This window comes from Georgenia sp. EYE_87 (assembly GCF_023148685.1).
Taxonomy (GTDB): Bacteria; Actinomycetota; Actinomycetes; order Actinomycetales; family Actinomycetaceae; genus Georgenia.
In genome coordinates this window covers 92,078-104,565 of sequence record NZ_JAHXNL010000002.1, presented here as the reverse complement: position 1 = coordinate 104,565, position 12,488 = coordinate 92,078, and the positions used below count along the sequence as shown (strand labels likewise).

The window sequence follows — 12,488 nt, the reverse complement described above, 5'->3', positions numbered from 1 at the left end:
CGGGAGCTGCCGCTCGGTCAGGCCGCGGTCGCCCCGGCCGTGGGGGCCGCCGTGCGGGGCGCGCGCTCCGCGCGCCGGGCCCGCTCGTTGAGGGCGAGGACGGACACGAACGGCACGACGCAGCCGACGAGCATCGAGAGCACCATGCCGACCGTGTCGGTGGCCACGAACGGGGCGACGACGGCCGGCAGGTACGCGGTGGCCTCCGCGCCGGTGGCACCCACGACGAGCCCGCCGAGCGCGGACGAGCCGAGCGCGACGGCGAAGACCTTCCGGTCCGCGAAGATGAACGGGTAGGACGCCTCCACGAAGGTGCCGAAGCCGAAGTTGACCGCGGCCCCGGACGCCGCGAGCGCCCGCTCTCCTGAGGTGCGCGGGCGGACGACGTTGGCGAGCGTGATCCCGAGGCTGACCATCACCAGGGACACCATGTCCACGGCGCCGAAAAAGCTGTGCCCCTTCTCCCCCATCTCCAGGAGCACGAGCGGGAGGATCGCCGCGTGGTACACCCCGCCCATGAGGGCCGGCCACATCACCAGCCCGGCCACCGCGCCGGCGAGCAGCGGGTTGAGGGCCACGAGCGTCTCGATGCCGCCCTTGACGCCCTCCCCGACGGCGTTGGTGACCGGGGCGAGCAGCAGGAACACGACCAGCCCGCCGACCAGGCCCGAGACGCCGCCGGCCACGATGTTCGCCGTCGTGACCGGGAAGCGGTGCGCGAGCGTCCAGCGCAGCAGGTACGCCACGACCACACCGGCCAGGATGCCGCCGACGAGCCCGCCGACGATGCCGCCCTCCGTGGACAGCACGCCGGCGACGGCACCGGCGACCAGCCCCACCTCGCCCAGCCCGGAGACCCGGCGGGCGGCCACGGCGGCCACGACGACCGGCAGGCCCGCGATCAGGGCGTCGAAGACGGGACCCAGGGCGTCCAGTCCGGGGATCTTGCCGACGGCGAGCAGGAGCGCCAGCGCGATGAAGGCGGGCAGGGAGCCGACCATGATGCCGCGCAGCGAGATGCGCCGCCAGGGCGAGCCGCCGTCGTCGGACGCCTCGGCCGTGCCGAGCACGGGGCGGTAGCGCACGCCCCAGTGACGGGCGAGGCCGGCCACGTAGGAGACCGCCCGGGTGGTGCTCGTCGACCCGGTCGTGCCGGACGCGGCGACGAGGCGCAGCCCCAGCGCCTGCGCGGCGGCGATGGAGGTGCCGCCGGTCCCCGCGGCGGGGACCCCGGCCTCGACCGCGGCCCGGGTGACCGCGGCGTTGACACCCTGGGGGTCGGCGCTGACGAGGACCAGCGCGTCGAGGCCGCCGTCCGCGACGGTGCGTGCGACCTCGGCGTCGAGGGCTCGGGCCGCCTCGTTGACCTCGGCGAGGCTGCCGGTGGCTGTGACGGTGACGGTGCCGTCCACGAGCGTGTAGAGGCGGGCCGGGGTGTCCTCGCCCGCGCCGTCCATCGAGGTGTCGGCCGCGACGAGCTGGACCGCCGTCACCTCCATGCCGGCGGCGGCCGCCTGGCGCCGCACCTGCTCGACGAGGGCGACCGGGTCGTCGCCGCCGTGGCTGTAGAGGTTCCCGCCCGAGGATCCGACGACGGCGATCCGTCGGGTGGTCGTGGGCGCGGCGGCGGGGCGGGGAGACATGCGGGCTCCAGCAGGCGGAGGGGCGTGGACCCGCGCAGGGTAGACGCCGGCCGGGTGTCCGCGCCGCAGGCGCCCACCGTGGACGTGAGCGGGGCCACGTGGGGTACCGCGCTCCGGGCGTTCGCGCGCTCCATGGGGGTTCGCGCGCGCCTCGTTGGGGGTTCGCGCACTCCGTTGGGTGACTCCCCCTTTCCTCCCGGCGAATCCCCCTCTGGTGCCCGGGCTCGAGCGGCACCTCTTGACCCTGTCCTGGCGGCGCTCGGATACTCGATTCGCCGCAGGCCGCGACGACGCGCGCCTCCCTTTCCCTCCCGACCCGCCCGGCGCGCCAGCCCGGGTCGACCCGCGGTCGGAGGTGCACACCCGTGAGACCCACCCGACTGGCGCTGCCCGGCGCCGCCGCTGCACTGCTCATCGTGCCCCTCGTCGGCGTCGGCCCGAGCGTCGCGGACGGCCGCGACGGCGACGACGACCACGACGACGAGGTCACGCTCGAGGACCGCACCGTCCTGGTGAAGAACCTCGACAACCCCCGGGGCCTCACCGTCGACCGCGGCGGCAACGTCTTCGTCGCCCAGGCCGGCGAGGGCCGTGGCACGGACGCGAGCGCCCCTTGCTTCCCCGGCCCGGAGGGCGACGACGTCTGCCTCGGCGCGACGGGGAAGATCTCCGAGCTTCACATGCACGGCCGCAGCGGGCGGCTGCGGGTCGTCACCGACGAGGTCACGGGCCTCCCGTCCGTCGCGGCCAAGGCCGACGGCAGCGGCGGCATCGGCCCCTCCGACGTCGACTTCCACCGGAACCGCCTCTTCGCCACCATCGGGCTCGGCGCGGACCCGGCCGTGCGCGACCAGGTGCCGGCCACCTACCGCGACCTCGCGAGCAAGCTCGCCACCGTGCACAAGTTCGACCTCAAGCGCGACACCGCGACGGAGGTCGCCGACATCGGCGAGTACGAGGCGACCGCGAACCCGGAGAAGGACGACTTCGACACCAACCCGAACTCGCTCGTCTCCGACCGCCGCGGGCACGTGGTGGCCGACGCGGGCGGGAACTCGTTGCTGCACGTGGACCGCGACGGGGACGTCTCCACCATCTTCGTCTTCCCGAAGGAGGCCGCGGTCGACTCGCCGATGGGTCGCATCAGCCCCGACGCCGTGCCCACCACGGTGGTCAAGGGCCCCGACGACGCCTACTACGTCAGCCAGCTCACCGGCTTCCCGTTCGTCAAGGGGACCGCGACGGTCTGGCGCTTCGAGCGCGGGGAGGCCCCGGAGGTCTTCGCCGACGGCTTCACCAACGTCATCGACCTGGCGTTCACGGACGACGACGACCTGCTGGTCCTCGAGATCTCCACGAACGGTCTGCTCTCCGGCGACCCGAAGGGCGCGCTGCACTGGGTCGACGGCGACGACACCGACGACCGAAAGGTCCTCACCACCGAGCTCACGCTGCCCGGCGGCGTCGCCGTCGACGGCGACCACGTGTACGTGACGAACATGTCCGCCATGGCGAACGTGGGCGAGGTGCTCCGCTTCACCCTCGACGACTGAGTCGTCCCCGCACCCGGTACCGCGGCGCGGCAGCTACCAGAGCATCCCCGCCGCGGTGCCGGCCTGTCACCGCCGCGGCCCCTCCGTCACCAGGAGGCGCTGAGACGGCCCCCCACCCATCGGGTGAGACGTCAACTCCTCCGTCAGATCTCACCGAGGAAGTGACGTCTCACCGACAAGGGGACGGTCAGCGGGCGCGGTCCGTCTCGAGCAGGCGCAGCCAGACCTCGCTCGTCGTCGGGTAGGCGGGCACCGCGTGCCACAGCCGCGCGAGCGGGACCTGGCCGACGACGGCGATCGTGGCGGCGTGGAGCAGCTCCGCCACGCCCTGGCCCACGAACGTGGCACCGAGGACCACGTCGCGCTCGTCGTCGACAACCAGCTCCGCCCACCCGGCGTAGTCGTCGGCGAGCAGGGAGGCCCCCGCCACCTCGCCGAGGTCCTGGTGCACGGTGCGCACAGGCCTGCCCCGGTCGCGGGCCTGGTCGGCCCGCAGCCCCACCTGCGCCACCTGGGGGTCGGTGAAGACCACCTGCGGGACGGCCACGTGGTCCGCCGTCGCGGCGTAGCGGCTCCACGGCTCCGCCGGACCTGGCAGGTGGCCGGCGGCCCGGGCGGCGAGGGCGTCGCCGACCACCCGGCCCGCGTACTTGCCCTGGTGCGTGAGCGGGGCACGCCCCGTGACGTCCCCGGCGGCGTAGAGCCAGCCCCCGGCGACGGCGAGGACGCGGCCCGAGTCGTCGACCTCGAGCGCCTCGCCGTCGGCGACCCCGAGGGTGGTCAGCCCCAGGCCGGCGGTCCGCGGCCGGCGACCGGTGGCGACGAGGAGCTCGTCGGCGGCGAGGGTGGAGCCGTCGTCGAGCCGGACCCGCACCTCCCCGTCGGGCCCGTCCGGCCGGTCCACGGAGACCGCGCTCACGCCGCTGCGGACATTCACGCCGGCGGCGGCCAGCCCCGCACCGACGAGCTCGGCGACCGGCTCGGGGAACGCGCCGAGGACCCGGCTGCGGGCCAGCAGCACGACCTGGGCGCCGAGGCGCGCGTACGCCTGGGACAGCTCCGAGCCGGCGACGCCGGCGCCGAGCACGATGAGCCGGCCGGGCACCTCTCGGGCGCTCGTCGCGTCGCGTGTGGTCCAGTGCCGGGCGGCAGCGAGTCCCTCCACGGGCGGGGTCGCCGGCTCCGAGCCGGTGGCGACGACCACGCCGTGACGAGCCGTGAGGACCCGCTCGCCGCCGTCGTCGAGGGCGACCGTGACCTGCCGTTCCCCCGTGATCCGGCCGGCGCCCCGGACCAGCTCCAGCCCGGCGCCGGCCGCCCACTCCACCTGGCTCGAGTCGTCCCAGCCGTGCGTGAAGGCGGTCCGCCGGCGTAGGACCGCGGCGGCGTCAAGGGTGCCGGTCACCGCCTGCGCCGCCCCGTCGACGCGGCGGGCGGCGGCGAGCGCCTGCCCCGGGCGCAGCAGCGCCTTGGAGGGCATGCAGGCGTAGTAGGAGCACTCCCCGCCCACCAGTCCTGACTCGACGAGCACCACCTCCAGCCCGCCGCGGTGCGCGTAGTCGGCGACGTTCTCCCCGGTGGCCCCGCCGCCGATCACGACGACGTCCGTCTCCTGCGTGGTTGCCATGGGGTGAGCCTCGCGTCGCGTGATGCTCGCCGCAAACCGTGCCGGCAGCGCCCCGGCGGCCCGGGTCCGCCGCGACCGGCGTGAGACGATCCCCCCGGGCCGCGCCCGGCGCACACCGCGCGGCGGCGGCCCGGAGCCCCCTGACGCTAGGACCGCTGTGCCGTACGAGACCCTCACCGTGAACCCCCTGCGCCGGGCGGACCGAGCTCCCGACCCGAGGACCCTGGTGGACGTCTTCGCGGCCACCGTGGCGGCGCACCCGGACGCGATCGCGATGGACGACGGCGACGAGGAGCTCACCTACGCCGCCCTCTCGCAGGCGGTGCACGCGCGGGCGGCGCGCCTCGCCGCCGCCGGGGTGGGCCGCGGGGACCGGGTGGGCGTGCGCGTCACCTCGGGCACGGTCGACCTGTACCTGTCGATCCTCGCCGTCCTGCACGCCGGCGCGGCCTACGTGCCGGTCGACGCCGACGACCCGGACGAGCGCGCCGACCTGGTGTTCGGCGAGGCGGGCGTCCGCCTCGTCGTCGGCGACGACGGCGTCCTCACCGCCCCCGGCGGCACCCCGGCGAACCCGCAGGGTCCCTTCCCGGCCCAGTCGCCGCCCGGGCCCGGTCTCGACGACGACGCGTGGGTCATCTTCACCTCCGGCTCCACGGGCAGGCCCAAGGGCGTGGCCGTCTCCCACCGCAGCGCCGCCGCCCTGGTCGACGCCGAGCACCGGCTCTTCCTCCAGGAGGCCCCGCTCGGCCCCGACGACCGGGTCCTCGCCGGCCTGTCCGTCGCGTTCGACGCCTCCTGCGAGGAGATGTGGCTCGCCTGGCGCACCGGCGCCACCCTCGTCCCCGCGCCGCGTGCCCTCGTCCGCTCCGGCACCGATCTCGGCCCGTGGCTGGTGGAGCGGGACCTCACGGTCGTCTCGACCGTGCCGACGCTGGCCGGCATGTGGCCCGTGGAGACCCTCGACTCGGTGCGGCTGCTGATCTTCGGCGGCGAGGCCGTCCCTCCCGAGCTCGCCGCCCGGCTGTGGCGCCCGGGGCGGGAACTGTGGAACACCTACGGGCCGACCGAGGCGACCGTCATCGCGTGCGGCGCCCAGCTCCTCCCCGGCGAGCCGGTGCGGATCGGGCTGCCCATCGACGGCTGGGACCTCGCCGTCGTCGGCCCGGACGGCCGGGAGGTGTCCGAGGGCGCCACCGGCGAACTCATCATCGGCGGCGTGGGCCTGGCCCGGTACCTCGACCCGGAGCTCGACGCCACGAAGTTCGCGCCGATGGCCACGCTCGGCTGGGAGCGCGCGTACCGCTCCGGCGACCTCGTGGTGCGCGACGAGGCGGGGCTGCTGTTCGTCGGGCGCGCCGACGACCAGGTCAAGGTCAACGGGCGGCGCATCGAGCTCGGCGAGGTCGACGCGGCGCTGCTGGGTCTCGACGGGGTGGCGGCGGCGGCGGCCGCGGTCCGGCGCACCGAGTCGGGCAGCACGCTCCTGGTCGGCTACGTCGTTCCCACGGACCCCGACGGGGCCGACACCACCGCGCTGGCGGACGCCCTGCGCGAGGCGCTGCCGGAGTCGATGGTCCCGCTCCTTGCCGTCGTCGACCACATCCCCACCCGGACCTCCGGCAAGGTCGACCGTGACGCGCTGCCCTGGCCGCTGCCGGGCCTGCAGGAGCAGGAGTCCACGCTGACGGGGACCGCGGCCTGGGTGGGCGAGCAGTGGCAGCGGGTCATCGGGGTGCGCCCCACCGACGCCGACGACGACTTCTTCGCCCGCGGCGGCAGCTCCCTGACGGCGGCGCAGCTGGTCTCGGCGGTGCGCTCGCTCTACCCCGAGGTCACCGTCGCGCAGGTCTACGGTCACCCCACCGTCGGGGCGCTCGCCGCCTACCTCGACGAGCGCTGGCCGGACGTCGCTCGAGCGCGCGCGGCGGGCGACGACGGCGGGGACGGCCCGGGCCCCGACGGCGGGGGCTCCAGCGGGGGCGCCGCCGGCGGTGTGAGCTCCGGCGGTGTGAGCTCCGGCGGCGTGGGCTCCGGCGGCGTGGGCTCCGGCGGCGCCGCCGGCGCGGCGGCCCGAACCGGTGCGGCCGGTGCCGCCGGGCGCATCGTCCGGCCGGTCCCGGTCGGGAGCCAGCTCGTGCAGCTGCTCGCCCTCGTGCCGCTGCGCACCGCCGTCGCCCTGCGCTGGCTGACGGCGCTGGCCGCGGTCAACAACGTCCTCGCGGCCGCGTGGGAGGTGCCGTGGGCGGCCCCGGTGTGCTGGTGGTGGGTGCTCGCGGGCTGGGTGCTCACCGTCTCGCCGGTGGGCCGGACGGGCGTCAGCGCCCTCGTCGCCCGGGTGCTGCTCGCCGGGCTGCAGCCGGGCAGCTACCCCCGCGGGGGCGCCGTGCACCTGCGGCTGTGGGCGGCCGAACGGTTCGCCGACGGCTTCGGCGCCGTGACGCCCGCGACCGCACCGTACATCGGCCTGTACGCCCGGGCGCTGGGGGCGAAGGTGGGCCGCGAGGTCGAGCTGCACGCCGCCCCGCCGGTCACCGGGATGCTCACGCTCGGCCGCGGGTGCGCCGTCGAGCCGGAGGTCGACCTCACCGGCCACTGGGTCGACGGCGACGTCCTCCACGTCGGCCGCGTCACGGTGGGCCCCGGCGCGACGGTCGGCGCGCGCAGCGTCCTCCACCCCGGCGCCCGGGTCGGTGCCGGCACGGACGTGGCGGCGGGCTCCGCGGTCCACGGCCGCACCGACGCGGACGCCTACTGGGCCGGCTCGCCCGCCCGGCGCGTGCACGCGGCCCGCCACCCGTGGCCCGTCGAGCGGCCCGCCCGGCCGGGGCGCTGGACCTTCGCCTTCGGCGTCGCCGGAGCCGTGACGGGCGCGCTGCCGGTGCTCGTCGTCGCCGCCGCCATGGTCGTGGTGGGCCTTGCCGTGCGGGAGGCGCCGACCTTCGGCTCCGCCGTCGGGCCGGCGCTGGCCGCGGGGCTGGCGGCCACGGTGCTCGCGTTCGGCGGGTACGCCGCGGTGGTCGTCGTGGTGGTCCGGCTGCTCGGCCTCGGGCTGCGCGACGGCTACCACCCCGTGCACTCGCGCGTCGGCTGGCAGGCCTGGTGCACCGAGCGCGTCATGGACTCGGCCCGCACCGTGCTCTTCCCGATCTACTCCTCGGTGCTCACACCTGCCTGGCTCCGCCTGCTCGGTGCCGAGGTGGGCCGGGACGTCGAGGCCTCCACCGTCGTCGGGATCCCGAAGATGATGCGGATCAAGGACGGGGCGTTCCTCGCCGACGACACCATGGTCGGAGGCTACGAGCTCGGCGGCGGGTGGCTGCGGGTGGCGCGCGCGAAGGTCGGGCGCCGGGCCTTCCTCGGCAACTCCGGCATGACCGCACCGGGCCGCACCGTGCCCAAGAACGGCCTCGTCGCCGTCCTCTCCGCCGCCCCGCACAAGGTGCGGGCGGGGTCGAGCTACATCGGCAGCCCGCCCGTCCTGCTGCCGCGGGCCGCCACCCTGGACGACGGCGAGCGCACCTACTCCCCGCCGGCGCGGCTGCGCCGGGCGCGGGCGTTCGTCGAGGCCTGCCGGGTGGTGCCGGTGCTCGTGCTCGGCACCCTCGCGCTGGGGACGTTCCTGGCCCTGCAGGCGCTCGTGCTCGCGCTCGGCTGGGGCCCCGCGGCGGCGCTGGGCGGGGTGGTGCTGCTGGTCACCGGGGCCGTCGCCGGGATCGTCACCATCGCGGCGAAGTGGCTGCTCGTCGGTCGCATCCGGGCGGGCGAGCACCCGCTGTGGAGCTCGTTCGTGTGGCGCGGCGAGCTCGCCGACACCTTCACCGAGTACGTCGCGGCCCCGCTGCTGGCCGACGCCGTCGCCGGTACCGTCGCCCTGGTGTGGTGGCTGCGGGGCATGGGGGCGCGCGTCGGGCGCGGCGTGTGGTGCCAGACGTACTGGCTGCCCGAGGCCGATCTCGTCCGGCTGGGCGACGGCGCCTCCGTCGGACCGGGCTGCGTGGTCCAGACGCACCTCTTCCACGACCGCATCATGAGCCTGGACACCGTCACCCTCGGGGCGGGCGCCACGCTCGGCCCGCACGGGGTGATCCTCCCCGCGGCCTCGCTCGGCGAGGACAGCGTCGTCGGGCCGTCCTCGCTCGTCATGCGCGGGGAGGCCGTGCCGGCCGGCACCCGGTGGGTCGGCAACCCGATCTCCCCGTGGCGCGAGCCCGCCGCGGCAGCTGCCAGTTCCGCCGGGGCGCGCGCTGGTTCCAGCGCGGCGCGCGTGGTCTCCGCCGACGGCGGGGCTGCCTCGTGAGGGCGCGCGACCCGTACCGGCCCGCGCACGGCAGCGACGCGTTTCAGGTCGAGCACTACGACCTCGACCTGACCTACCGGGTGGCCGCGAACCGGCTCGCCGGCACCGCGACCCTGCGGCTGCGCGCCCTCGAGCAGCTCTCCGAGATCTCCCTCGACCTCAACGGCTTCACGGTGGAGAACGTGTCCGTCACCGGCGCCCGGCTCGGCCGGTACCGGCACCGCGCCCGCAAGCTCGTGATCAAGCTGGCCGACGACGCCGCCGCCGGGTCGGAGCTGCACGTGAGCGTCCGCTACGCCGGCAACCCCAGGCCGGTGCCCAGCCCGTGGGGCCCGCTCGGCTGGGAGGAGCTCGAGGACGGCGCGCTGGTCGCCAGCCAGCCCACCGGCGCGTCGTCGTGGTTCCCGTGCAACGACCACCCGGCCGACAAGGCGACCTACCGCACCTCGCTCACGGTCGACTCCCCCTACTTCGTGCTCGCCCACGGCGAGCTGACCGGCCGGCGGGTCCGGGCCGCGACGACCACGTGGGTCTACGAGGAGCGTCACCCCACCTCGGCCTACCTGGCCACGGTGCAGATCGGCCCGTACGAGGAGCTGTCGCTCGGAACCTCCCCGGTGCCGCAGCGCGCGGTGCTGCCGCCGTCGCTGAAGAAGCTCGCGCGGCGGCAGCTGGCGCACCACGGGAAGATCATGCGGACCTTCACGAGGCTGTTCGGCCCGTACCCGTTCGCGGGCTACGCGCTCGTGGTCACCGCCGACGACCTGGAGATCCCGGTGGAGGCGCAGGGCGTCTCCATCTTCGGGGCGAACCACCTCACGGACGACGACGGCGAGCGCCTCGTCCCGCACGAGCTGGCCCACCAGTGGTTCGGCAACTCCGTCTCGGTGAGCTCCTGGCAGCACATCTGGCTCAACGAGGGGTTCGCCTGCTACGCCGAGTGGTTGTGGTCCGAGGCCGCCGGCGACGCCAGCGCCGCCGACCTCGCCCGCAACTGGCACGCCCGGCTGGCCGTGCTCGAGCAGGACCTCGTGCTGGCCGACCCGGGCCCGGAGAACATCTTCGACGACCGCGTGTACAAGCGCGGCGCACTCACGCTGCACGCCTTGCGCTCCGTGCTCGGCGACGAGGTCTTCTTCGACCTCGTGCGGGACTGGACCGCGCGGCACCGCTACGGCGCCGTGGACACCGACGACTTCCGGGACCTGGTGGAGGAGCACGCCGCCCGCGCCGGCGGGGAGCCGCTCGCGTCCCGCTCGGCCGCCCTGCTGACGCGCTGGCTCGACTCGGCCGAGCTGCCCGCCCTGTAGGTCAGCAGCAACGCCCCTCCGGCCGGGCCGGCCGCAGCGCCCCGGGCGACCGGAGCAGTCCGGGGACGCCTCGCCCGGGCGCCGGCCGGACGGTCCCGCGCACCGTCCGGGACGCCGCCCATGGCCGTCGGGCCAACGCGTGCAGGGCGCGGGCGGTCCCGAGGGCGAGCGGGGGTCCGTGCCCCGGTGCGAGCACCCGGGGGTTCAGGGCCGCGACCGACTCGACAGACCGCTGGGCCGCCGCACGGTCCCACGTGGTCACGCGGGGCGGGCCCGCGAGCCGCCGGCGGCCGGAGACGGCCCCGACCAGGGAGTTCAGGTCCACGGTGAGGACCGCATCGCCAGAGACCAGGACGCCGTCGGCCCGGCGCAGGTACGCGACGTGGCCCGGGGTGTGGCCGGGCGTGGGGACGTACTCCCAGTCCGGCAGCCCCGGCACGGCGCCGGAGGGGTCCAGCGGGCGAACGACGTCGGTGATGTCGCCGGCCGCCTCGACGGCCGCGCGCCGCCGCGCGGGCAGCAGGTTCATCAGCGGGACCACCAGCCACCTGTCGAGCGGCATCGAGCGCTCGGGCAGGTACCGTCCCGCCGCCATCACGACCTCGTCGGCGTGGGCGTAGACCGGCACCCCCCACCCGCGGGCGAGTGCCCCGGCCGCTCCGGAGTGGTCCGGGTGGATGTGGGTGAGGAGGATCGCCGCCGGCCGCGTGCCCGTTCCGAGCAGCTGCCGGGCCGCCGCGTCGATGGCCCGGGCGCTGCCGCGCCACCCTGCGTCGATCAGCACGCAGGTTCCGTCGGCCGAGCGCACGAGGTAGGCGTTCGAGGCCGCGACGCCGCGTCCGAGGGTGAGCATGTGGACGCCCGGGGCGATCTCTCGCGCGACCTGCCCGGCCATGGGCACCACCTCCCCGCACCATGGTGCGTGCGGTGCGGGCTCAGGGCCAGGGGCCAACGTCCCTCGGTGCGGCCTCACGACCCGGGGCCGACGACCCCCGGCACGGCCTCAAGCCCCGGGGCCGACGACCCTCGGTGCGCCTCACGACCCGGGGCCAACGACTCCCGGTGCGGGCTCACGTGCAAGGGGGCAACGTCCGCGGGGTGCGTGCCGCGGTCCAGCTGGCCCGGGCGAGCACGGCCCCGCCGTCGTGGACACGGACCGAGGGCCGGGCCGCGCCGACGACCGCCACCGCGCCCACCACGTTCTCGGCGTCCCACGCGTACCCCGCCCCCCGCGCGTCGGGCGCCTCACGGACGTCACCCCCGGCGACTTCCCCGTCAGCGGCGCTCTCCCGAGGCAGGCCGGCGCCGAGGCTCGCGGCGTCGCCTCCACTCCCTGGCGCCAGGTCGGCGACGGCGACGGCCAGGGCACCACCGGGCGCGTCCACAGCGGTGACCGGGCACGTCACGGTGAACGACGACGGGTCGAGCTCGAGCCCTGTGCCGAGCACCTTGAGCACGGCCTCCTTCCGCGCCCACGTCCGGGCGAGGTCGGTCGGCCTGTCCTTCCGGGGCAGCAGCGAGTGGCGATCCCGCTCAGCGGCGGAAAGCGCGACGTCGGCCACCGGCGCGGCGCTGACGGCGTCCACCGACTCGACGTCGACGCCGACCGGCAGCTCCGCCGTCGCCACCGCGATCAGCGGCCCCGCCCTGCTGATGCTGACATGGCACTGAAGCACCACGCCTGCGGCCGCCAGGTCCGGTCCGGGCCTGCCCTCCGCCTTCGGGCCCGGCACCACTCGGACCTGCCCGTGCGGGCCGCCGCACCGGGAGCACCTAGCGATGAGGCGCACCTGGCCGGGCGGCGCATGGAACCGCCGACCGAGCACGGCCCGCAGCAGCCGGCGTGCCGCGACGAACTCGACCGCCCGATCGGGCGGGAGCGCGGCTGCCCGGCGCCGTTCGGCGTCATCGAGCCAGGTGAGCGGCGGCAGCGCCGTGGGCCGCGGAAGCAGCCACACGTCGACCACCGCCGGTTCCATGCGCCCATCCTCCCGCGCGGCCCGGCACGACCGCCGCCCGGCACGTCCGCCGCCCGGCACGTCCGCCGCCCGGCAC

At 76.2% G+C, this 12,488-nt stretch carries 7 protein-coding genes; 3 read left to right on the top strand and 4 right to left on the bottom strand.

The window, feature by feature from the left end:
• Positions 1-17 precede the first annotated feature (17 nt).
• Positions 18-1,643, bottom strand: a complete 1,626-nt coding sequence (locus KZX45_RS03850) for a hypothetical protein (RefSeq protein ID WP_248256408.1) — start codon at positions 1,641-1,643, stop codon at positions 18-20.
• Between the two features lie 365 nt (positions 1,644-2,008).
• Here KZX45_RS03850 and KZX45_RS03845 point away from each other — a divergent pair, with 365 nt between their 5' ends.
• On the top strand, positions 2,009-3,196 hold the full coding sequence (locus KZX45_RS03845) for a ScyD/ScyE family protein (RefSeq protein ID WP_248256407.1): 1,188 nt from the start codon (positions 2,009-2,011) through the stop codon (positions 3,194-3,196).
• A 187-nt stretch (positions 3,197-3,383) separates the two neighbouring features.
• On the opposite strand, the gene KZX45_RS03840 is transcribed toward KZX45_RS03845, so the two are convergent.
• A complete protein-coding gene (locus KZX45_RS03840) occupies positions 3,384-4,823 on the bottom strand; it encodes an NAD(P)/FAD-dependent oxidoreductase (RefSeq protein ID WP_248256406.1) in 1,440 nt (479 codons plus the stop codon).
• Positions 4,824-4,980: 157 nt separating this feature from the next.
• On the opposite strand from KZX45_RS03840, the gene KZX45_RS03835 reads away from it, so the two are divergent.
• Both KZX45_RS03835 and KZX45_RS03830 read left to right on the top strand, forming a co-directional pair.
• The gene (locus KZX45_RS03835) at positions 4,981-9,123 is read left to right on the top strand and encodes a Pls/PosA family non-ribosomal peptide synthetase (RefSeq protein WP_248256405.1); all 4,143 of its coding nucleotides are present in this window, start codon (positions 4,981-4,983) and stop codon (positions 9,121-9,123) included.
• The gene (locus tag KZX45_RS03830; protein WP_248256404.1) at positions 9,120-10,433 is read left to right on the top strand and encodes a M1 family metallopeptidase; all 1,314 of its coding nucleotides are present in this window, start codon (positions 9,120-9,122) and stop codon (positions 10,431-10,433) included. Before KZX45_RS03835 ends, KZX45_RS03830 begins: the two co-directional genes overlap by 4 nt.
• Before the next feature lies 1 nt (position 10,434).
• On the opposite strand, the gene KZX45_RS03825 is transcribed toward KZX45_RS03830, so the two are convergent.
• Both KZX45_RS03825 and KZX45_RS03820 read right to left on the bottom strand, forming a co-directional pair.
• The gene (locus tag KZX45_RS03825) at positions 10,435-11,328 is read right to left on the bottom strand and encodes an MBL fold metallo-hydrolase (protein WP_248256403.1); all 894 of its coding nucleotides are present in this window, start codon (positions 11,326-11,328) and stop codon (positions 10,435-10,437) included.
• 175 nt (positions 11,329-11,503) lie between these two features.
• The gene (locus tag KZX45_RS03820) at positions 11,504-12,412 is read right to left on the bottom strand and encodes a 4'-phosphopantetheinyl transferase superfamily protein (RefSeq protein ID WP_248256402.1); all 909 of its coding nucleotides are present in this window, start codon (positions 12,410-12,412) and stop codon (positions 11,504-11,506) included.
• Positions 12,413-12,488: the final 76 nt, after the last annotated feature.

Excerpts from the sequence above, each read along its gene's own strand:
- KZX45_RS03850 (WP_248256408.1), bottom strand. The coding sequence starts at position 1,643 with ATGTCTCCCCGCCCCGCCGCCGCGCCCACGACCACCCGACGGATCGCC.
- KZX45_RS03840 (WP_248256406.1), bottom strand. The coding sequence starts at position 4,823 with ATGGCAACCACGCAGGAGACGGACGTCGTCGTGATCGGCGGCGGGGCC.
- KZX45_RS03825 (WP_248256403.1), bottom strand. The coding sequence starts at position 11,328 with ATGGCCGGGCAGGTCGCGCGAGAGATCGCCCCGGGCGTCCACATGCTC.
- KZX45_RS03820 (WP_248256402.1), bottom strand. The coding sequence starts at position 12,412 with ATGGAACCGGCGGTGGTCGACGTGTGGCTGCTTCCGCGGCCCACGGCG.